The sequence below is a fragment of the Alteromonas australica genome, from assembly GCF_000730385.1.
Taxonomy (GTDB): Bacteria; Pseudomonadota; Gammaproteobacteria; order Enterobacterales; family Alteromonadaceae; genus Alteromonas; species Alteromonas australica.
Window position 1 is genome coordinate 2,740,888 of record NZ_CP008849.1, and the last position, 22,792, is coordinate 2,763,679.

Consider the following 22,792-nt stretch of genomic DNA (forward strand, 5'->3'; position numbering starts at 1 on the left):
TACTTTTTACTCTGTCTTGCTTTTAGCTTGTCTTTGCTTACAACGCCAACTTCTCGCGAAGCCTTTTTAGGCGTTGTATGGTTAAGCCTCTCGGGCAATTAGTACAGGTTAGCTTAACGCCTTACAACGCTTCCACACCCTGCCTATCAACGTCATCGTCTATAACAACCCTTCCAGACCTTAAAGGTCAGGGATGACTCATCTTTGGGCCGGCTTCCCGCTTAGATGCTTTCAGCGGTTATCCGTTCCGAACGTAGCTACCGGGCAATGCCATTGGCATGACAACCCGAACACCAGCGGTTCGTCCACTCCGGTCCTCTCGTACTAGGAGCAGCTCCCATCAATCATCCAACGCCCACACCAGATAGGGACCGAACTGTCTCACGACGTTCTAAACCCAGCTCGCGTACCACTTTAAATGGCGAACAGCCATACCCTTGGGACCGACTTCAGCCCCAGGATGTGATGAGCCGACATCGAGGTGCCAAACACCGCCGTCGATATGAACTCTTGGGCGGTATCAGCCTGTTATCCCCGGAGTACCTTTTATCCGTTGAGCGATGGCCCTTCCATACAGAACCACCGGATCACTAAGACCTACTTTCGTACCTGCTCGACGTGTCTGTCTCGCAGTCAAGCGCGCTTTTGCCTTTATACTCTGCGACCGATTTCCGACCGGTCTGAGCGCACCTTCGTACTCTCCGTTACTCTTTAGGAGGAGACCGCCCCAGTCAAACTGCCCACCATACACTGTCCTCGATCCGGATCACGGACCAGAGTTAGAACCTCAAGCATGCCAGGGTGGTATTTCAAGGATGGCTCCACGCGAACTGGCGTCCACGCTTCAAAGCCTCCCACCTATCCTACACAAGCAGGCTCAAAGTCCAGTGTAAAGCTACAGTAAAGGTTCACGGGGTCTTTCCGTCTAGGTGCGGGTACACAGCATCTTCACTGCGATTTCAATTTCACTGAGTCTCGGGTGGAGACAGCGTGGCCATGGTTACACCATTCGTGCAGGTCGGAACTTACCCGACAAGGAATTTCGCTACCTTAGGACCGTTATAGTTACGGCCGCCGTTTACCGGGGCTTCGATCAAGAGCTTCGTCCGAAGACTAACCCCATCAATTAACCTTCCGGCACCGGGCAGGTGTCACACCCTATACGTCCTCTTACGAGTTTGCAGAGTGCTGTGTTTTTAATAAACAGTCGCAGCGGCCTGGTATCTTCGACCAGCCAGAGCTTACGGAGTAAAGTCTTCACACACAGAGGCGTACCTTCTCCCGAAGTTACGGTACAATTTTGCCGAGTTCCTTCACCCGAGTTCTCTCAAGCGCCTTAGTATTCTCTACCTGACCACCTGTGTCGGTTTGGGGTACGGTTCCTGGTTACCTGAAGCTTAGAAGCTTTTCTTGGAAGCATGGCATCAACCACTTCGTCATCTAAAAGACGACTCGTCATCAGCTCTCGGCCTTGAAACCCCGGATTTACCTAAGATTTCAGCCTACCACCTTAAACTTGGACAACCAACGCCAAGCTGGCCTAGCCTTCTCCGTCCCTCCATCGCAGTAACCAGAAGTACAGAAATATTAATCCGTTTCCCATCGACTACGCATTAGATCGGAAGCTTAGGGGCCGACTTACCCTGCCCTGATTAGCATGGGACAGGAAACCTTGGTCTTCCGGCGTGGGAGTTTTTCACTCCATTATCGTTACTCATGTCAGCATTCGCACTTCTGATACCTCCAGCATGCTTTACAACACACCTTCAACGGCTTACAGAACGCTCCCCTACCCGCTCAATTTCATAGAACCCGCAGCTTCGGTTTACAACTTGAGCCCCGTTACATCTTCCGCGCAGGCCGACTCGACTAGTGAGCTATTACGCTTTCTTTAAAGGGTGGCAGTGATACAGCCAACCTCCTAGCTGTCTGTGCCTTCCCACATCGTTTCCCACTTAGCAATATTTTGGGACCTTAGCTGGCGGTCTGGGTTGTTTCCCTCTCCACGACGGACGTTAGCACCCGCCGTGTGTCTCCCGGATAGTTCTCATTGGTATTCGGAGTTTGCAAAGGGTTGGTAAGTCGGGATGACCCCCTAGCCTTAACAGTGCTCTACCCCCAATGGAATTCGTCTGAGGCGCTACCTAAATAGCTTTCGAGGAGAACCAGCTATCTCCGAGCTTGATTAGCCTTTCACTCCGATCCACAAGTCATCCCCTACCTTTTCAACGGGAGTGGGTTCGGTCCTCCAGTCAGTGTTACCTAACCTTCAACCTGCTCATGGTAGATCCCCGGTTTCGGGTCTATACCCAGCGACTAGCGCCCTATTAAGACTCGCTTTCGCTACGCCTACCCTATACGGTTAAGCTTGCCACTGAATATAAGTCGCTGACCCATTATACAAAAGGTACGCAGTCACCCCGAAGGGCTCCCACTGCTTGTACGTATACGGTTTCAGGTTCTATTTCACTCCCCTCACAGGGGTTCTTTTCGCCTTTCCCTCACGGTACTGGTTCACTATCGGTCAGTCAGTAGTATTTAGCCTTGGAGGATGGTCCCCCCATGTTCAGACAGGATAACACGTGTCCCGCCCTACTCGATTTCACTGAACATGCATTCAACTACGGGACTATCACCCTGTATCGTCGGACTTTCCAGACCGTTCGTCTAACACATGTAAAGCTTAAGGGCTAATCCAATTTCGCTCGCCGCTACTTTCGGAATCTCGGTTGATTTCTTTTCCTCAGGGTACTTAGATGTTTCAGTTCCCCTGGTTCGCCTCTTGCACCTATGGATTCAGTACAAGATACCTAGGTTATCCTGTGGGTTTCCCCATTCGGACATCTGTGGCTCAAATGCATTTTGTCGGCTCACCACAGCTTTTCGCAGACTTACACGTCCTTCATCGCCTCTAACTGCCAAGGCATCCACCGTATACGCTTCGTCACTTAAGGAGTAAATCCTTCACCCTACCCTACACGACGCTCTTCCGATCTAATTCAAGTCAAGTAGAGTAAAAAGTACGTCTTTCGACTTCTCAGTTACTCAATTTTGATTGATTACTATTAATATCAGCTTTCCAAATTGTTAAAGAACTATCGTGCAAAATCATGACGCTTTTTGTCATGACTTTTGCGCAAGGAGGACCTACATTACTCTCAAGAGTATTGCGCGTGCTCCCTCAGGGTAAAAAACCCTAATCAATGCTTACTGAAACAGTAAATATTCATTAGGATTTCGGGTCCAACGTGACACAAATATCAGCTTTCTACCTTAGCCTTTCACTACCGCCAACTTTAGCGAGTAGAAAAACCGTCAGGAAGCTCTGCTTCCGGTTAAGCGGCTTTTTCACAACCACTTGCAAAGCAAGTAACGTAAAACCACAACCAATTCGCTTGGTAAAGTTAGTTTGAATGCGAGAAGCGCAATGTGCTTTAGCACCTGAGCATCGCAGCGTTCAAAATAACGCAAGCAAGTAGAATTGGTAGGCTTGGGCAGACTTGAACTGCCGACCTCACCCTTATCAGGGGTGCGCTCTAACCAGCTGAGCTACAAGCCTAGGGTAAAACAAGCAGATGGTGGAGCTAAGCAGGATCGAACTGCTGACCTCCTGCGTGCAAGGCAGGCGCTCTCCCAGCTGAGCTATAGCCCCATAAGCTTATGTCGTTCTTTATTTTTTAAACAAAACAATCTGTGTAGGCACTGCATCAAGTGCGTCTTTCGACGTCCTTGGTAAGGAGGTGATCCAACCCCAGGTTCCCCTAGGGTTACCTTGTTACGACTTCACCCCAGTCATGAAACACAAAGTGGTAATCGTCCTCCCGAAGGTTAGACTAACTACTTCTTTTGCATCCCACTCCCATGGTGTGACGGGCGGTGTGTACAAGGCCCGGGAACGTATTCACCGCAGTATTCTGACCTGCGATTACTAGCGATTCCGACTTCATGGAGTCGAGTTGCAGACTCCAATCCGGACTACGACATTCTTTAAGGGGTCCGCTCCACATCACTGTCTCGCTTCCCTCTGTAAATGCCATTGTAGCACGTGTGTAGCCCTACACGTAAGGGCCATGATGACTTGACGTCGTCCCCACCTTCCTCCGGTTTGTCACCGGCAGTCTCCTTAGAGTGCCCAACTTAAGGCTGGCAACTAAGGACAAGGGTTGCGCTCGTTGCGGGACTTAACCCAACATCTCACGACACGAGCTGACGACAGCCATGCAGCACCTGTGTCTGAGTTCCCGAAGGCACCAATCTATCTCTAGAAAGTTCTCAGCATGTCAAGTGTAGGTAAGGTTCTTCGCGTTGCATCGAATTAAACCACATGCTCCACCGCTTGTGCGGGCCCCCGTCAATTCATTTGAGTTTTAACCTTGCGGCCGTACTCCCCAGGCGGTCTACTTAGCGCGTTAGCTTCGCTACTCACGACTTAAAGTCACAAACAGCTAGTAGACAGCGTTTACGGTGTGGACTACCAGGGTATCTAATCCTGTTCGCTACCCACACTTTCGCACATGAGCGTCAGTCTTTGGCCAGGGAGTCGCCTTCGCCACTGATGTTCCTCCAGATATCTACGCATTTCACCGCTACACCTGGAATTCCACTCCCCTCTCCAAGACTCTAGTCTGCCAGTTCTAAATGACTATCCCAGGTTGAGCCCGGGGCTTTCACATCTAGCTTAACAAACCGCCTGCGTGCGCTTTACGCCCAGTAATTCCGATTAACGCTCGCACCCTCCGTATTACCGCGGCTGCTGGCACGGAGTTAGCCGGTGCTTCTTCTGTTGTTAACGTCACGGCTAGCAGGTATTAACTACTAACTTTTCCTCACAACTGAAAGTGCTTTACAACCCGAAGGCCTTCTTCACACACGCGGCATGGCTGCATCAGGGTTTCCCCCATTGTGCAATATTCCCCACTGCTGCCTCCCGTAGGAGTCTGGACCGTGTCTCAGTTCCAGTGTGGCTGATCTTCCTCTCAGAACAGCTAGAGATCGTTGCCTTGGTAAGCCATTACCTTACCAACTAGCTAATCTCACTTGGGCCTCTCTTTGCGCCGGAGCCTAAGCCCCGTTTGGTCCGTAGACATTATGCGGTATTAGCAGTCGTTTCCAACTGTTATCCCCCTCGCAAAGGCAAGTTCCCAAGCATTACTCACCCGTCCGCCACTCGTCATCTTCTAGCAAGCTAGAAATGTTACCGTTCGACTTGCATGTGTTAGGCCTGCCGCCAGCGTTCAATCTGAGCCATGATCAAACTCTTCAATTAAATATATCGTTAAATATGAATCGTCGTTGTGACACTCTTAACGAGTGCCCACACAGATTGTCTTGTCTAAATTGTTAAAGAACATCGTGCAGAATCATGACGTTTTTTTGTCGTGACTTCTGCGCAAGGAGGACCAACATTACTCTCAGTTGATTCGTTTTCCTTGCTAGCGGACAACCTTGGTCGTCGCAATTCACTAGAAGCATTTTTGCTTCTCAGTGATTAGCCTCTTCCGAAGCGGATGCGTATGTTACAGCGCATCATTTTTTTGTCAACACTTTTGTTTAAATATTTATTCAAACCAGTTGTTTAACACTCTTCACCTGAGCCGCCTATTCGACGTTCCCCGTTGAAGAGGCGCGCATTCTACGCATCTAAATAAATACGTCAACAGTTTCTACCCATAAAATACAAAAAAGGCGCCCAACCGAGCACCTTTTAATCAATTTGCTTATTTGTCGTACTACCAAGCAACAATAGACGTTATTTCAAAGTAGAATTACGTGGATTTGTGAGAATCTTCTTGGTTCTCACCTTCATCTTTTGTCGTCGTTTTAAAGTCAGCATCTTCTTCATGATCGCCCACCACGTCATTTAGTGTGACTTTATCTACCGTTCTGAAGGTATTTATTGGGCCTGCCAATGCATACAAAGCAAAGACGATAAAAAGCACGAGTGCGGGTTCAGTAGCAACAATGACGAATATAAGAAGAACAATTAACAAACCTACAAAGGGAACTTTGCCGTGCCAGTTAACTTCCTTAAACGAATTATATTTAAAGTTGCTCACCATAAGTAGGCCAGATAAACCCGTTACCGCGGCTACAATTAGCCCATAATCGGCGCCACTAGCATCGTACTCTACACCCACCCATACGAGACCAGCAACAACCGCTGCGGCGGCAGGGCTGGCTAAACCTTGGAAGAAACGTTTATCGGCAATACCCACCTGAGTATTAAACCTTGCCAATCGCAATGCTGCGCCTGCGACATATATAAAGGCCGCTAGCCATCCTAGTTTACCTAATTCGGTCAACCCCCAATTATAAGCCACTAGCGCAGGCGCCATACCAAACGAAACCATGTCGGCCATAGAATCGTATTCTGCGCCAAAATCACTTTGCGTGTTAGTCATTCTGGCCACTCTTCCATCCAGGCCATCAAAGATCATGGCTACGAATATGGCAACTGCTGCTGCTTCAAAGCGTCCGTTCATTGATGACACTACAGCGAAAAAGCCAGAAAATAGCCCTGCCGTGGTCAGTAAATTGGGGAGTAAATAAATCCCTTTTCGTTTTTGTTCAGACATAAGTCCTCATTGGCACTAATTAATTGCGGCTAATTATTTCATAGTTAATAAGCTACGCATAGATGCAAGATAACAAGGGCATGTGCCTTTCATCTTTAATCGCTTCTTGTTTCTACTCAACGTAAGCACTCAATAACTAGGTATATGATCACATACCTACATACGCACACCTTTCAGGTAGGATCGTTAATACCATGTTGAAGTTCGCGAGCGGAAATAATAAAAGTTTGCCGCCATCGCTTGAACTACACCTTTTAACGAATAGCAAAAGGTTTAGTCGTATGAAAATGTCTCGTTTACCTAATTTTATATTAAAAGCCGTGTTACCAACGCTGCTTTTGATTGCAGTCGGCTCTGCCCATGCCGGCAAAAACCAAAGTAATTACTCAGATTACAATGCCTGTCTAAGTAATAGCGGTAGTCAAAGCGACTGTGACAGTGCGCTTGGGGAATCGGTGTACAACTTAGTGTCGGAAGACGTGTACGTGTCGACGAGTAGCCAGTATTCAGATATCTCTATCGATGATGTAAACATTTCCATTTCAGCCTGGTCAGATACGGTTGGTACCTATAATGATGACGTGGTCACTTCTGCTTATGTTGTAGACTTAGGCAGTTACGGGTACGGCGTATACAATAAAGATGCTGAAATGGACGGTTCTAGCCCCGATCATGCTATTGATAGTTACAATACTGTTAGCCGAAATGTTGATTATGATTTCGACTTTGTACTCCTTTCTTTTTCAGAGTCGGTTACGTTAACGGGCGCAGGATTCTCGTGGGTAGGGAAAACCGACAACACCCAATTATCTATCGCTGCGTTAGATGATTTATCTGGGTTAGTTTCTGGCGAACAAACATGGTCAAATATTGTTGAAGGCGCACTCACTGCAGGCTCGTATGATATTGAAAGCTATGAATCGATTGATATTGCGCAGTTTGAAGAGACCGAAACCGCACAGTATTGGCTCGTTGGAGCATACAATTCAGTGTTTGGTGAATTAGACAGCAATATGTTTGACGACGCATTTAAACTTGCAAGTATAGGTTTTGAAAAAGCATCTGATACGCCGGGAAATTCCAATCCCACTGAGGTCAGTGAGCCAAATACACTTGGTGCATTTTTAGCCGTCGGTCTAATCGTCGCGTGGCGCCGTAAGAATAAATGATCTTAATGTAGACTATAGGGGTAAACAAAGCGTAAACCAATGTCAGGTTTTTTTACCCCGCTCCCAACCTAACACCAAATTCCCTTTATAATTCATGCATATAAAAAGTGGCACACATAGTGCTTACTCCATTTATTAATTGTTGTATTAGTAGATGTGAGTTCGTTGTTTATGAAATGTTTGTCGATTATTGCACTAAGTCTGTCCTACTTACTTGCTACAACGCCAGCGCTTGCTGGGGGCGGCGGTAGCGGAAGTAGTAACGATTCAGGCTCTGCCACAGGCGATAGCGCACTAGACGAACATGTGTACGACCTATATTCAGACGGCTCTACCAATATTAATTATACCCTTGATGCAACTACTTCAAACATCGTTATTGATGGTACAACGGTTACTGTGGGCGTTACTGCTTGGTCGGATACCCAAAATATCTCTAACGACGGTGTTAATAACGACGATAACGAAGTTGTTAAGTACTCACAATTAAATGGGTACAGCTACAACGGTGATTACGGATTCGGCCTGGTCAACTCAAATGACAACGATTCTCACACCCTAGATAACTTCTCAGGTGGTGACGATTTCGATATGGTGTTGTTCTCATTCAGTGAGGAAGTCACCTTATCTGCCGCGTCGTTTACGTATTTACAAGGCTACGACACTGACAAACAGGTGTCAGTGGTTGGACTTAGTGATATTTCGTTGTTTGAGAATCACGCATCGAACGAATTCAGTTGGGCAGATGTTGCCTCTGGTGTAGGTACGGTGGTGTCTGATGGTCACTTTACTATTTCATCAAATATATCTTCACATGGTTCCCATGGCGATTTCACTAGTGACTTTACAGAATTAAGCGCTGCAAAATACTGGTTAGTAGGCGCTTACAATATTTACTTTGATGACAGCAGCACAAGTTATCAAGGCTCTGGATTCAAGCTTGCTTCTCTTAGTATAACCACTGGCGGTACAGATGTTGTTAGCCCGCCTAATGAAGTTAGCGAGCCAGCCCCCATTGCCCTTTTACTTACGGGTTTTGGATTGATGGCTTGGCGACGTAAGCAAATTCGTCAAACAGTTTAAAAATTAAGTAAAAACACGTATCTTATAAAGGTGGCTCAGGCCGCCTTTTTTATTGGTGTTCAGTGGGATAGTTGTACTTATGCTAGGATTGAAAAAATTGGGATTGGTTAAAAGTGCGATCATTGGCACTCTGCTATTGGGGGCCAGCTTCAATAGTTTAGCCACCACTTCGGAAGATTACGAGAAAGCGCTTCGCGCTTACAATGTCAGCGAGTACGATGAAGCCTATATTCACTTAAAAAATAGCTTACAAAAAGACCCCGAAAACCTCGCAGCAAAAATTTTGATGGGCAGGATCCTGCTGATTAACGGCTACCTTGTTGCCGCAGAACAAGAATTTACCGAAGCCCTTTCTATGGGTGCTGATATCAACCTGCTGGCCGAACCCTTAGGGAATACTTGGCTATTTCTTAATAAATACAAAGATATCACCGAATTTAATCAAACAGAAAAATTAAGTGGCGAGAACAAACGCGATTGGTTGCAAATTACGGCCACGGCTTGTGTGCGGTTAGAAGATTTATTTTGTGCTAAGAGTGAATACTCAAAAATCCTAAATGACTACCCAACTCATGTGCCAGCGATGAATGGATTAGCCTCTATTGCGCTTCAACAAGATAACCCGGATTTGGCGCGCAATTATATTAACCGCGCAGAAGCCATCGATAGCGAAAATGCCATAACGTGGCGTCTGAAAGGACAATTGGCCTACTTAGAAGGCGACACGCAATCGGCCACCGAATTTCTTCAACAAGCGCTTACGTTTAACCGGGAAGATCCCATTGCTCTGCGAAACCTCGTGGATTTGTACCTTCAGGCAAAAGACTACGATAGAGCTAGGCTTTTTGTGGCTGAGATTATTGAAGATACACCAAACGACCCTTTAGCCATTCTATTGAATAGCTGGCTAGAAAGTAGGCAGGCAGAGGAAATCATTGATAATGAGAAACTAGAGCAACTGAATGAGTTTATGGCACAACTCTCTCCTGAACTCATAGCATCTCAACCTATGTTGCTTTATATCAGCGGGTTAACAAACTTTTTTAACAACAATATGGAAAAGGCAGCAAAGGATTTCAGTTCGTACTTGCAGCAAGAAAGCGATGATATTCAAGCAGTCATGATGTTGTCGCAAGTGTATCTCGCCACACAACAGTATAAACAAGCCCTTATTTTGCTAGAAAAGCATCAAACTGCGCTATTAGAAAACCCTGAGTCTGCGTTAATACTAGGCGATTTGTTCATCCGTCAGAACAAAGCATTTAAAGCTGAACGCTTACTGCAACGCTTAGAACTTCGTTACCCAGACAACCCCAAGCTTCAGCTATTTAAAATAAAACTGATGGCAGCAAGAGGAAAGCAACAAGAAGCCTTAGCCATTTTGGACAATAGCTTCGAGCAAAACAAAGGCAATTCTTCATTTTTGTTTGCCTATTCACTCATGCATCTACAAGCTCAAGATTTCGAAAAATCGCTACTTGGCGCACGGCTATTAACAGAAATGTTCCCAGATGAAGCTGAAGTTTATAACCTTCAAGCAGGAATACTGATTCGTCAGGGCAAGCTTGAAGAGGCAAAACAGGCGATAGAAAAAGCCCTATCGTTAAACCCCACCCTTTTTCCCGCAAAATTTAACTTAGCTGCCACCTACAGCCGCCTTGGCGATATCGATAGGTCAAATACCTTAGTGGAAGAATTACTCACGCTGTCTCCACAGCATATTGAGACACTACTACTAAAAGCCTTCAATGCCTCAAGGCTAGGGCAAAATAACGAGGCTAAACAGCTGTATCTCGATATTCTCGTGATAAGCCCAGCCAACGTAGCAGCGCGCCAGCGGTTAGTGACCATGTATCAAAACGAAGGGGACCTATCCACTGCACTCTACCATTTAGACAGATTGCTGAAAGATAACTTTGATAACCCTGACTACTTACTCGATAAAGCCTCAATTCAAATTAGCATGCGGCTACAAAATGAAGCGCAGAAAACCCTCAACATTGTGCAAAACTTCATTGCAGGTGACGCACCGCGTTTGGTTAAGTTCAGTAACTTAAACTTGCAGTTGGGTAACGATGAACAGGCATTAGACGCTATTCGCGAGGCCCAGAAATCGGCCCCTAATAGTAACTTTATTGCACTTTCAAGGGTACGCCTGCTGCTTCAACTTGATAAGCTGTCAGAAGCAGAAGTCTTGTTAAACACATTGGCTGGAAAGCAACAGGATAACCCTAATTATTGGCACCTAAAGGGGCAGTGGTTATCTGCTACCGACAAAGATGATGAAGCGATAGACGCTTACCGAAAAGCCATAGCGTTAGATCCTCGTTACGCTCAGCCCTTTATCGCCTTATATAACTACGCGCTGCAAGCCTCTTACGTTGACGTTTTTATATCAGAAGCCAGAGCCATCTCACAGTCAGACCCGTCGAATTTGCTTGCAAGGAACTTGTTAGCCCAGTACCTGTTTTTCACCCGCAACTTTGACGAAGCCATGCCCATGTACGCCGCATTAGTGGAAGAGCCGAATTTGCTTAATCCAGCGCAAGCGTATAATCGGTTAGCGATTATGGCACTGGAAGACTCTTTAGAAGACGCTGCGGCCTATATTACTAAAGCGTATGCGTTATCACCCACAAGTCCAGACGTACTGGATACCTATGGCTGGGTTAAAGCGCAGCAAGGTGCCTATGAAGAAAGCTTGAAACTGCTACGCGATGCCTTTTCACGTAACGCTAAAAACCCCAATATTCGCTATCACCTTGGCTATACCCTCGCGAAAATGGGCCGAATAGAAGAAGCCAAAGAAGAATTAGACTTTGCAGTGAATATTGAACGGCCATTTTTTATGCGCCCACAAGCTCAAGCATTACTTGATAGTTTATAAACAAAAAAGGCCTTCAAAATGAAGGCCTTTTTCATTATATGACAGCTTCACCTGGTAAGGTCTATTGATTTAAGACCGTTAATTCGTCTCCATCAACATCAATGCGTATGGTGGATTCAGGCAATAAATGCCCCGCTAGCAGCTGTTGCGCCAAGGGGTTTTCAATATGTACTTGAATAGCCCGTTTAAGTGGCCGCGCGCCAAACACAGGGTCGAAACCCGCTTCGGCTAATTTATCCATAGCGGCTCCCGACAGTGTCAGTTTGTAGCCTTTGTCAGCTAACCGGGCGCGAAGGGAGGCCAATTGAATTTTAGCAATGGACTTAATTTGATCCTTACCCAAGGGATGAAATACAACAATGTCATCTACTCGGTTAATAAATTCGGGCCTAAAGTGTTGGCCTACCACTCCCATTACGGCATTTTTCATTTCGTCATACTGGCTTTCATTGTGCTTATCTTGAATCACATCAGAGCCAAGGTTTGATGTCATGATAACCACGGTATTCTTAAAATCCACCGTTCTGCCTTGACCGTCAGTCAGCCTTCCATCGTCGAGGACTTGAAGCAAAATGTTAAACACATCTGGGTGTGCCTTTTCTACTTCATCTAGCAAAATAACCGAGTAAGGCTTTCTTCTTACCGCTTCCGTTAAATAGCCCCCTTCTTCGTAGCCAACATAACCTGGAGGCGCGCCGACCAAACGCGCGACAGAATGCTTTTCCATAAACTCCGACATATCGATACGGATCATGGCATCTTCGGTATCAAACATGAAACCGGCTAACGCTTTACATAACTCGGTTTTTCCCACACCGGTTGGGCCAAGAAACAAGAATGAACCAATCGGGCGGTTTGGATCTGCTAACCCTGCTCGGGAACGACGAATGGCATTTGAAACCGACTGTACTGCTTCGCTTTGACCCACAACGCGTTTATGAAGCACATCCTCCATTTTAAGCAGCTTATCACGTTCTCCTTCCAACATTTTTGACACCGGAATACCCGTCCAGCGAGAGAGCACATCAGCAATTTCCACATCAGTCACTTTATTTTTCACCAACTGTGTTTCTACTGTTTCGCCTTCTGACGCCCTTTCCAACTTAGCTTCTAACTCAGGAATGCGTCCGTATTGCAATTCGGACATGCGATTTAAATCTGAAGCACGCCGCGCTATTTCCAAATCGAGTTTCGCTTGCTCTAGCTCAGACTTGATGGTTTGGGTGCCCTGCATCGCTTCTTTTTCTTTCAGCCATACCTTTTCCAGCTCGCCATATTTAGTTTCAGCTTGCTCACGTTCTAGCTCAATCATTTCAAGCCGCTTATGACTCGCATCGTCGGTTTCTTTCGCTAGTGCCTGCTCTTCCAGCTTCAATTGAATGATACGACGTTCTAACCGGTCCATATCCTCAGGCTTCGAGTCTATTTGTAAGCGTATGCTTGATGCCGCCTCGTCGATAAGATCAATAGCCTTATCCGGTAATTGACGGTCGCTAATATATCTGTGTGACAAACTCGCTGCCGCCACTATCGCTGGGTCTGTAATATCCACCGAATGATGTAACTCGTAACGTTCTTTCAAACCACGCAAAATAGCGATGGTGTCTTCTACGCTGGGCTCTTCTACTAAGACTTTTTGAAAGCGTCGCTCAAGTGCCGCATCCTTTTCAATATATTGACGATATTCGTCCAGCGTTGTTGCACCTACGCAGTGAAGCTCTCCTCGCGCCAATGCTGGCTTGAGCATATTACCGGCGTCCATCGCGCCATCGCCTTTGCCAGCGCCAACCATGGTGTGCAATTCGTCAACAAACAGAATCACCCTGCCTTCTTCTTTGGCCAGTTCGTTAAGCACCGCTTTTAACCGCTCTTCAAATTCACCACGGTATTTTGCACCGGCGACTAATGCCCCCATATCTAAAGATAAAACACGCTTATTTTTAAGTCCTTCAGGCACTTCACCATTAATAATTCTTTGAGCCAACCCTTCTACGATAGCCGTTTTACCTACCCCCGGTTCACCGATGAGCACAGGGTTATTTTTCGTTCTACGCTGTAACACTTGTACCGTACGACGTATTTCTTCATCACGGCCTATTACCGGGTCTAATTTACCCTGCTCAGCTCGTTCAGTAAGGTCGGTGGTATACTTTTCCAACGCTTGGCGTACATCTTCAGCGTTAGGATCGGTGACCTTTTGCCCGCCGCGCATCTCGTCGATTGCGGTCTCAATCGCTTTTTGTGTGATATTGAGCTGTTTTAAGATTTGTCCAAGCTTACCGTTGTCCTGAAGCGCAGCCAGAACAAAAATCTCAGAGGTGATGTAATCATCTTTTCGTTGTTGGGTAATTTTGTCGCAAAGATTCAGTAAAATACCACTCTCTTTACTTAGTTGAATATCTCCGCCAATACCCTCCACCCGCGGCAAACGTTCTATTGCTTCACTTAGCGCAGAGCGCAGTGCATTCACATTCACTTTGGCTTGGTCTAAAACAGGGCGTACAGAGCCACCTTGCTGATTCAGCATGGCAGACATCAAGTGTACTGGCTCTATATATTGGTGGTCTCGTCCTAGCGCCAACGATTGGGCATCAGAAATAGCGAGTTGGAATTTGCTGGTAAATCTGTCTAAACGCATCGTTATACCCCGAAAAGATCTTCATTTCCTATATTCTATTTATGGTATCTGATCAGGAACGATTCAAGTGGAAGATGAAAAAGTTACCCTCCCCTTTGATTTAGCGCAAACCTATCACGCTTACAATACGTCCTGTAGGCGCATCTCCCGTGTGGGTAGCACGGCGGTGAGAATAAAATTGCTGAGGGTTACAGTAGGTACACAACTGACTATTGAACACTGAGTGTACCCCTAAGGCTGCAAGTTGGTGCTGCGCAACCTGAGGTAAATCTAACTGAAATTTATTTGCCCGCTTTCCACTCACGACTGCTTTTGGTACACCTTGAAACTTGTGGGCCAGGGTTTCATCAACTTCGTAGCATTGCTGGCATATGGCCGGCCCAATCCACGCTGTTAATTCGTGAGCAGGCGCATTAAATTCAGCAATGCATTGGCGAATAATGTTCGTATGAAGTCCTTTCCAACCCGCGTGAACTGCCGCGACTTGTCGTCCTTGTTTATCACAAAGCAAAACAGGCACACAGTCAGCTGTCATGACCGCACAAAAGTGCGCAGGGTGACTGGAAATAGCGGCATCTGCAACGAGCGGCTCACCTTTAGGCGTCGATACATCGTTGAGATGAATAACGGTGTTACCATGAACTTGCTGCAGCCAAACAATGTTATCGGCATGGGGTAAACGCTTGCGATTATTCGCCACTACTACAGGGTCATCCCCCACATGGTCGCCTACATTGCAATTTCCGTAGGTGCCCTTGCTATCGCCTATTTTTCGGGTTGAACAATAGGCAATTACCCCTTCAGGGAGGGGCCAATCGGGAAGAATAACGCGACTCATTTTATCTAGTCAAAATCTGGATTAGCGAGAGAGTCTTCCCTTACCGACGCTAATAAGTGCTGCATATCAGCGGGCAAAGGCGCTTTCCAAGTCATCCATTCTTCCGTTTCAGGGTGAAACAGTGACAGCTGTGCAGCATGAAGTGCCTGGCGTTGAAACCCTCTTAGAGTATCAATAAATTCATCCGACGCCCCTTTAGGAAGGCGAGGACGACCACCATAAACAGGATCACCTAACAGTGGATGCTTTATGTAAGCCATATGCACACGGATTTGGTGAGTTCGACCTGTTTCAAGCTTAAGTCTCAGATGGGTATAAGCACGGAATTTTTCAATTACTCGATAATGGGTGGTGGCAGGTTTACCCATTTCTCTAACTGCCATATGAGTACGTTTGGTGGCATGCCTGCCAATGGGCGCATCTACCACGCCACCCGCAACCATGGTTCCCAATGCAATAGCCTCATATTCCCGGCTCATCACTCTGTGTTGAAGTTGATCGACTAAGTGGGTTTGCGCTGGTAAGGTTTTCGCCACAACCATAAGCCCTGTCGTATCTTTATCCAGACGATGAACTATCCCTGCTCGAGGGACTTTATCAATGTCAGGAACATGATTTAACAAGGCATTCAGCACCGTGCCACTAGGATTACCGGCCCCAGGATGTACTACTAAGTCAGCGGGTTTATTGATAACAAGAATATGCTCGTCTTCATAAACGATATCTAAAGCGATATCTTGCGGCTTGCTGGTAACTTGAATATCGATTTCCGCGTTAACGGTAACCCTTTCTTCAATCTGCATTTTGTGGCGAGGAACGGTAATTACCTCGCCATCAACAGCAACATTCCCATCTTGAATCCAAGTTTTTAGCTTAGAACGAGAATATTCAGGGAACAAATCAGCCAAAACCTGATCTAACCGTAAGCCAAAGTGCTCGGGCCCGGTTGTTGCGTCTAATTGTATTGTGTTTTCCGACTGTGTCATAACACCAATGATTAAATGTAAAAAGGGTATTATAACAAGCTTTCTATCGGTACACTGCGTTGTTTATTAAATTGTATGGTTTTTCTCACCGCGAGTACGTTAGAATACAAAAAATACGAGCTTAGACAGCGAAGTCATCCACACTGTTTAGCAGGAAACTAGAATTATTATGAAATCATTTCGTTTACTAGCCCCAGTAGTATTGGGTGCTATGGTGTCAGTTGCAGGTTGTAGCTCCTCTGCCGACAATGAAGAAAAAGCCGTTTTGGCTAATATGGGCGCGCAGCAATTGTACGAGCGTGCTAAACAAAGTATGGAAGTAGGAAACTTTAGTGCCGCTGCTCAAACCCTAAGCGCACTAGATTCTCGCTATCCATTTGGTCCCCTTTCACATCAAGTTCAATTAGATCTGATTTACAGCTATTACAAATCAGGTAAGAATGAAGAAACCATTGCCACCATCGACAGGTTTATTCGATTAAACCCGAACCATTCTGATGTGGACTATGCATACTACATGCGCGGCCTGACCAACATGGAGGCCGACAGTAACTTGTTTCAAGAACTGATGAATATCGATCGTACCGATCGTGACCCTTCTATGTCTCGTGAAGCGTTCGAAGATTTTAGACGACTTATTCAACAATATCCTGAAAGTAAATATGCGGTCGATGCCCGCAAACGTATGTTGCATATTAAAGATCGTTTAGCACGATACGAAATTGCGATTGCCCGTTTTTACATGCGCAGACAAGCATACGTAGCCGCGGCAAATCGTGGGCGCTACGTTCTTGAGCACTTCCCTGATACGACTCAGGTTCAACAAGCGCTGGAAATCATGGTGTCTAGCTATGAGCAGTTAGGGTTAGATGAACTTCGTGAAAACGCATTAAAGACGTTGCGTTTAAACTATCCTGATAGCGAATACATTAGCTAAGCAGTAAACATACAAAAAAGCGCACTTTGAAGTGCGCTTTTTTTTGGGAAAAATAAGGTTATCGAAAGAATAGATGACTAAAGGGATTTAATAACCGCGCGATGCCCGACGTAAAATGTAATGGTTGATCGACAATACTGAATACAAGACAGCCATCTTTGGCATCAGCCCGTGGCGTATGTGTATTTTGGCCGTCCATGAAGATAAAATCGCCGGTGTCGTATTTATTCAGGCCATCACTAAATTCACCATCAATAACCAATGTATATTCTGTGCCTCTGTGTGTGTGTTCTGGCACACTTCCACCTTGACCCATAAATATAAAGTTAGCAACGCCTTGATTACCTAAATCTACCGGTGCTTGCCAAAGTTTTCCAACCAAACTAGACCAGTTACCGGTTTTACCCACATATCGTCGTAAGGTTCGGGGAACAGTAAAAACTCGGCCATCTAATTCAATTTTATGCGTATCAGCTTCAGACCCAGAAGACACGTTAGCTGGGCTGCGGGTGCCCCGTGACTGAACCTTGCCATCCACTGACTTCGCATCTGGCATTTGAATAATATTCGCTAACATGTTGTCAAACATGGAGGAAGACGACACTAGGGAACTTGTTGAGTAACGTGGGGAGGCGTCAGCGAATGAAAACCCACTTGCCTCTTCTCTAGCGGGAAGCAGGTTTTCTTCAAACAGTTCAGATGCCAGTCGTTCAGTTTCAACCTCTACCACACGCTGACACAAAGGGCACATGTCACAATGCGCCGATACCATAATCGAGACGGCTGGTGATAAACTGCCTTCAACAAAATTAACCAGTTGCTGATTGCTTGGGTGAAACCTAATCATCTACTTTCTTATTCACTGTCGTGTAACATACCTTTAAGGCGTTGCAAGGCCAAACGAGTTCGCGATTTAACGGTGCCTAAAGGAATCTCTAATTCGTCTGCAACTTCTTGCTGTGATTTACCGTCTATGTATATTGATTCAATCACGGCTTGCTGCTTACTTGGCAACGCTTCGAACAAATGACCAATTTGCTCTAATGTCACTTGTTCGTCAAGAGGGGCTTCGTTCAAGTCAGCAGTTTGCTCGCAAAGCACTGGCCACAAATCGTCTGAACACACATCTTCTTTACGATTCTGTAACTTGCGTAACATGTCGAAACGAATGTTACGTGCAATGGTGAAAATCCACGTAGAAGGCGAACCTTTTTCAGCGTTAAATAAGTGCGCTTTCTGCCAAACATTCGACATAGTGTCTTGCACTAACTCCATCGCTAAAGCTTCGTTGCCCATTTGTTTAAGAGCATAAGAACGTAAGCGAGGTGCGAAGTAATTGAATACGCGAGAAAATGAACGCTTACATCGTTTGTCGGCTACAGCGACAAGGTAATCCGACATTTCTACTGCACATTCTTTAGGCTTAATGGCACTGTTGCTTTGTTCCAATGGAATTCCAACTAACATATGATTCGTCCGTTTTTCCGATTTGGTTAGTTTATTCTACGGATAAACTAAGAAAACTGTTCGTCATTTTCGGCTAAATCTCATTACATTTATGTAATGTAAATTAAACGTCGTTTTCTTCACTAAAGAGACCCTTCTTATGGGACCAATGCATTGAGGTAATTTAGCAGTTTCGAACAATCATTATGTTGTAAGAATTGCTGCTTTAGCCCGCCATCTACTGGCAAAAGTTCTAACCAGCGTCGCAGCACCCATAAAGGGTCATTGAATCGCGGGTTGTCGTATAAGCCAGAGATATCCTCATACTTCGCAAAAATCTCTTTAAGACGCTCATCCATAGGCGCAATTTTTTTGGGGTCAATATCCTCAGGCCAATCTGACAGCGACGTACATTGACCTAGTCGAAGCCCGTCTGACTCTGAGGTTATATTCGACACCTCTACAAGATGAGAACCAGCAACCTTTATGCCAAGCAACCCATCATCCATTAAATCGAAATCGACCACATGCGCAAATGTGCCAATGGGATAAATGTGTTCGTTCGCACTTTTATCGCCTTTTGCATTGAGCATACACATAACAAAGCCAGTGTTTTCGGCGCATGCCTGCTTAACCATTCGAATATAACGAGGCTCAAAAATACGCAAATACATTCTCCCTTCAGGAAGAAGATGCGCGGAAAGCGGAAATAAAGGTACCTGTGATTGGCTCATAACAACCTAACTCTTAAACACTAAGACCACTACGGCAGTGTGAAGATATTGGATCGCATGAGAAAGAATTTCACACTTTAGTAAGAAGCGAATGATCCTTGCAGGAATGAAAACGGTAAAAAATCACGTTAAGGTATGTAATTCAGCAGCTTGTCTCACAAACGTTAAACCAACGCCAAGCTCGCCATAAAAACATTTAAATAATAAGTACGCGAAATTTTACCGAAAAAGCAGCGCTCCTTGCTTGGACGGGTAGAAAATTTGCACCCTAAAGAAAGTTTCACGTGCATTGTAACTGGGTTGTCACCCACGCTTTGTGAAAACAGGACTAAAATGAATGTAATCGACCGTTTCTGTCATATTTACTCAGACATCACGCAAATTAGCCCAGATGACTTGGCCACTATATATGGACGTGATGTGGTATTTATCGACCCCATTACTACCCATAAGGGTATTGATGACGTAAAGCGGTACTTTGAAAATTTACTTGGCCAAGCGCAAAGCTGCAAATTTGATATATCTGCCATTTTGCCTACAACAGATAATGATGCCGGTGTTACGCACTGTGTAAGTTGGACCATGCACCTTACGCTGAAAACCGGTAACAAGTACATTAACGTTGATGGTATCACTCAACTCAAAGTGGTTGACGATATTGTTGTCTATCACAAAGACTATTATGACTTAGGTGAAATGGTTTATGAGCATATTCCTCTATTGGGATATTTTGTAAAGAAAATAAAAACAAGGCTAGCCAAATGAAAAAGATGCTCATCACAGGCGCCACATCAGGCATAGGAAAAGCGCTCGCTATCTATGCTGCAGACAAGGGATACCAGGTTATCGCATGTGGCAGAAATGAAGAGGCGTTAAATACGTTGTCTAAGCATCGAAGTATTACTTCCCTTAAATTTGACGTGACCTCAGAAGAAGAAACTGCCGCCGCCCTAGGCCAAATCACTTGTGATATTGCCGTGCTCAACGCTGGTACCTGTGAATACGTTGACATAGACAGCTTTGAACCGGCCATGTTTAGACGGGTTTTTGAACCGAATTTTTTTGGTGTTATTCATTGTGTTAACGGCTTACTTCCACAATTGCAGAAAGGCAACAAGCTGGTCATTGTGGACAGTATGGCACGTTTACTTCCGTTTACACGAACGCAAGCCTACGGCGCAAGTAAAGCGGCGTTGCACTACTTCACCAAGAGTCTAGAGGTTGACCTACATGATAAAGGCATTGTCGTTCAGGCAGTTTCACCAGGATTCGTAGAAACCCCGCTGACTGATAAAAACGATTTTGATATGCCAATGAAAATTTCTTCTGAAGAGGCTGCAAAAGCCATGTTGAAAGGCATAGAAAGCCATAAACAAACCATATTCTTTCCACGCGTCTTCGGGTTTATGTTGCGGTTTATGCATGTGCTACCGCAGTCTATTCAGAAACGATTGTCGTTGTCGATGCGAGAAAAATAGTCGTACCTCATTACAAGAGAACAATAAAAATGAAAAAAAGAATAGCCATTGTCGGCACAGGGATTTCAGGGCTAACCACTGCTTACCTTCTTAATCAAGAGCACGACATTATTGTGTATGAGGAGAATGACTATATTGGCGGCCATACTGCCACCAAAAAAGTACAAGAAAGCGGCAAGACCTTAAATATTGATACCGGGTTTATTGTGTTTAATGATTGGACATACCCCAATTTTATCGCGTTGATGAATAAGCTTGGCGTTGATTACCAACCTACAGAAATGAGCTTTTCTGTTACCAGTGAAAAAGCAAACTTAGAATATAATGGTAATACGTTAAACAGCTTGTTCGCGCAAAGACGGAATATTTTACGTCCTCGGTTTTGGCGTATCATTGGCGACATTCTAACCTTCAATAAAGCGTGTAAGCGTATGGTGGCAAAGAAGCGCGACACCGAAGGCTTAACCCTAAACGATATTATTGAAGAACTAGGTTTAAGCGACGACTTCGCCCGCTATTACATTTTACCCATGTGCGCTGCTATATGGTCGGCCACGTTGGCGCAAACTCGACAATTCCCGCTTACGTTCTTCCTTCAGTTTTTTAACAACCACGGCTTACTAAACATTAACGACAGACCGCAATGGTACACAATTAAAGGCGGGTCCAATCAATACATCCCGCCACTGACCGCCAGTTTCAAAGATAAAATCAAGCTATCGTGCGGTGTACAATCGGTGGATAAAAAAGAGGAGTATTGGTTTGTTAAAGATAAACAAGGTAATACAGAGCGCTTTGATGAAGTGGTGCTTGCGTGTCACAGTGACCAAGCCCTTCGGATGTTAGGTTCACCCTCCCCTGCCCAGCAGGAAATTCTGAGCGCCATTCCCTACGCCGCCAATGATGTGATACTGCACAAAGATAAAGATCAGTTACCGAAACGTAAACTCGCGTGGGCCAGTTGGAATTACAGGCTCAATGATGAAGCTAATGAAGAGCAACAGCCGGCGTCAGTGACGTACAACATGAATATTTTGCAAAAACTCGATGCGAAAAATGAGTATTGCGTCACCCTGAATAAAAACGACATCACCGCGTCAGATATCATTGGCCAATATAGCTACGCACATCCTCAGTACAGCGAAGCAATGGTTAAAGCTCAGCAACGTAGGCTGGAAATATGCGGCCAAGACGGCCTGCATTTTTGCGGCGCTTATTGGTACAGCGGGTTTCATGAAGACGGTGTAAAAAGCGCCCTTGATGTGTGCGCACGGTTTGGAGCGCGCTTGTAATGGAGAGTGCACTTTATCAAGGTAAGGTGTACCACCAGCGCTTTTTGCCCACTCAGCATAAGTTTGACTATGACATCTACTTATTCTGGCTTCAGTTAGATGAGATAGACGAATTAAACACGCAACTGACACACTTTTCTTCTCGGTCACGTGCTCGAGTGCAATTTAAACGCAGCGATTATTTAGGCCCCAGCGACATTCCGTTGTCTTGTGCGGTAAGGCAAAAAATGACCTCCTTAGGCGCAAAGCTCACAGATGGTGATGTTTTTATGCTTGGCCAATTAAGGATGTGGGGGCTGTATTTCAGCCCTGTTAATTTTTACTATTTGCGAAGCCCGCAAGGCGCATTTACCTATTTGTTAGCCGAGGTAAGCAATACGCCGTGGAACCAACGGCATTACTACTTGGTAGACTTACACACCCAAGACGATACGAAAAAAGCGTTCCATGTTTCGCCTTTTAACCCCATGGATATGACGTATCAGTGGCAAATTTCGCAACCTGATGCCACATTAAAACTGACTATGAATTGCGTGCGCGAAGACAAAGAGTTTAGCGCGGGCATCAATTTGTCTCGTTTAACATTAGATAATGCGAATCTAAGGCAGGCAATGAAACGTATACCTAGCATGACAATAAAAACCATGCTTGGCATTTATTGGCAAGCTTTGAAACTGTTAATAAAGCGCACGCCCTTGTATGACCATCCGGAAAAGAGTTAGGAATAAT

General features: G+C 45.5%; 15 protein-coding genes, 2 tRNA genes and 2 rRNA genes. 8 read left to right on the plus strand and 11 right to left on the minus strand.

What is annotated here, in order from left to right:
* Positions 1–77: 77 nt before the first annotated feature.
* The 5 genes from EP13_RS12110 to pssA all read right to left on the minus strand — a co-directional run bounded on the left by EP13_RS12110 (position 78) and on the right by pssA (position 6,575).
* Positions 78–2,954: ribosomal RNA gene (locus EP13_RS12110) — 23S ribosomal RNA — on the minus strand.
* A gap of 528 nt (positions 2,955–3,482) precedes the next feature.
* Positions 3,483–3,559 (minus strand) — tRNA-Ile (locus EP13_RS12115).
* A 17-nt stretch (positions 3,560–3,576) separates the two neighbouring features.
* Positions 3,577–3,652 (minus strand) — tRNA-Ala (locus EP13_RS12120).
* An 81-nt stretch (positions 3,653–3,733) separates the two neighbouring features.
* Positions 3,734–5,266, minus strand: a 16S ribosomal RNA gene (locus tag EP13_RS12125).
* Together the 16S and 23S rRNA genes with 2 tRNA genes alongside form the textbook arrangement of a ribosomal RNA operon.
* 499 nt (positions 5,267–5,765) lie before the next feature.
* Positions 5,766–6,575, minus strand: coding sequence for a CDP-diacylglycerol--serine O-phosphatidyltransferase (pssA, locus tag EP13_RS12130; RefSeq protein WP_044057517.1), 810 nt, complete (start codon positions 6,573–6,575; stop codon positions 5,766–5,768).
* Positions 6,576–6,856: 281 nt separating this feature from the next.
* Here pssA and xdp1 (EP13_RS12135) point away from each other — a divergent pair, with 281 nt between their 5' ends.
* The 3 genes from xdp1 (EP13_RS12135) (at position 6,857) to prsT (ending at position 11,714) form a co-directional block, all read left to right on the plus strand.
* Entirely contained in the window at positions 6,857–7,744 is an 888-nt protein-coding gene (gene xdp1 / locus EP13_RS12135; RefSeq protein ID WP_231497862.1) for an exosortase-dependent surface protein XDP1, read from the plus strand.
* A 171-nt stretch (positions 7,745–7,915) separates the two neighbouring features.
* Positions 7,916–8,827: an exosortase-dependent surface protein XDP1 gene (gene xdp1 / locus EP13_RS12140; RefSeq protein WP_052364385.1), complete on the plus strand. Its 912-nt coding sequence runs from the start codon at positions 7,916–7,918 to the stop codon at positions 8,825–8,827.
* A 79-nt stretch (positions 8,828–8,906) separates the two neighbouring features.
* Positions 8,907–11,714, plus strand: coding sequence for an XrtA/PEP-CTERM system TPR-repeat protein PrsT (gene prsT, locus EP13_RS12145; RefSeq protein WP_052364386.1), 2,808 nt, complete (start codon positions 8,907–8,909; stop codon positions 11,712–11,714).
* 61 nt (positions 11,715–11,775) lie between these two features.
* Here the strand turns inward: prsT and clpB are convergent, their stop codons facing one another.
* The 3 genes from clpB to rluD all read right to left on the minus strand — a co-directional run bounded on the left by clpB (position 11,776) and on the right by rluD (position 16,176).
* Positions 11,776–14,352, minus strand: a complete 2,577-nt coding sequence (clpB, locus tag EP13_RS12150; protein ID WP_044057518.1) for an ATP-dependent chaperone ClpB — start codon at positions 14,350–14,352, stop codon at positions 11,776–11,778.
* 100 nt (positions 14,353–14,452) lie between these two features.
* Positions 14,453–15,190: a peptidoglycan editing factor PgeF gene (gene pgeF / locus EP13_RS12155; RefSeq protein ID WP_044057519.1), complete on the minus strand. Its 738-nt coding sequence runs from the start codon at positions 15,188–15,190 to the stop codon at positions 14,453–14,455.
* A 5-nt stretch (positions 15,191–15,195) separates the two neighbouring features.
* Positions 15,196–16,176 carry a 23S rRNA pseudouridine(1911/1915/1917) synthase RluD gene (gene rluD / locus EP13_RS12160; RefSeq protein WP_044057520.1) on the minus strand — a complete coding sequence of 327 codons (981 nt, stop codon included), beginning with the start codon at positions 16,174–16,176 and terminating at the stop codon, positions 15,196–15,198.
* Between the two features lie 169 nt (positions 16,177–16,345).
* Here rluD and EP13_RS12165 point away from each other — a divergent pair, with 169 nt between their 5' ends.
* Complete coding sequence (locus EP13_RS12165; RefSeq protein ID WP_044057521.1) at positions 16,346–17,113, plus strand: outer membrane protein assembly factor BamD; 768 nt, start codon at positions 16,346–16,348, stop codon at positions 17,111–17,113.
* A 58-nt stretch (positions 17,114–17,171) separates the two neighbouring features.
* Here EP13_RS12165 and EP13_RS12170 read toward each other — a convergent pair whose 3' ends face one another.
* From EP13_RS12170 to EP13_RS12180, 3 genes are all read right to left on the minus strand, one after another.
* Positions 17,172–17,960 (minus strand): ChrR family anti-sigma-E factor, encoded by a 789-nt coding sequence (locus EP13_RS12170; RefSeq protein WP_044057522.1) that lies wholly within the window; start codon positions 17,958–17,960, stop codon positions 17,172–17,174.
* An 8-nt stretch (positions 17,961–17,968) separates the two neighbouring features.
* Positions 17,969–18,580, minus strand: a complete 612-nt coding sequence (locus EP13_RS12175) for a sigma-70 family RNA polymerase sigma factor (protein ID WP_044057523.1) — start codon at positions 18,578–18,580, stop codon at positions 17,969–17,971.
* Between the two features lie 137 nt (positions 18,581–18,717).
* The gene (locus EP13_RS12180; RefSeq protein WP_044057524.1) at positions 18,718–19,293 is read right to left on the minus strand and encodes an LON peptidase substrate-binding domain-containing protein; all 576 of its coding nucleotides are present in this window, start codon (positions 19,291–19,293) and stop codon (positions 18,718–18,720) included.
* Between the two features lie 333 nt (positions 19,294–19,626).
* Between EP13_RS12180 and EP13_RS12185 the strand changes: the two genes are divergently transcribed.
* Genes EP13_RS12185 through EP13_RS12200 form a run of 4 tightly spaced genes read left to right on the plus strand, consistent with a single transcriptional unit; the run spans position 19,627 to position 22,785 of the window.
* Positions 19,627–20,058 (plus strand): nuclear transport factor 2 family protein, encoded by a 432-nt coding sequence (locus tag EP13_RS12185; RefSeq protein WP_044057525.1) that lies wholly within the window; start codon positions 19,627–19,629, stop codon positions 20,056–20,058.
* Entirely contained in the window at positions 20,055–20,771 is a 717-nt protein-coding gene (locus EP13_RS12190) for an SDR family NAD(P)-dependent oxidoreductase (protein WP_044057526.1), read from the plus strand. Before EP13_RS12185 ends, EP13_RS12190 begins: the two co-directional genes overlap by 4 nt.
* Positions 20,772–20,800: 29 nt before the next feature.
* Positions 20,801–22,063 carry an NAD(P)/FAD-dependent oxidoreductase gene (locus tag EP13_RS12195; RefSeq protein ID WP_044057527.1) on the plus strand — a complete coding sequence of 421 codons (1,263 nt, stop codon included), beginning with the start codon at positions 20,801–20,803 and terminating at the stop codon, positions 22,061–22,063.
* Positions 22,063–22,785, plus strand: coding sequence for a DUF1365 domain-containing protein (locus tag EP13_RS12200; protein WP_044057528.1), 723 nt, complete (start codon positions 22,063–22,065; stop codon positions 22,783–22,785). Before EP13_RS12195 ends, EP13_RS12200 begins: the two co-directional genes overlap by 1 nt.
* Positions 22,786–22,792 lie beyond the last annotated feature (7 nt).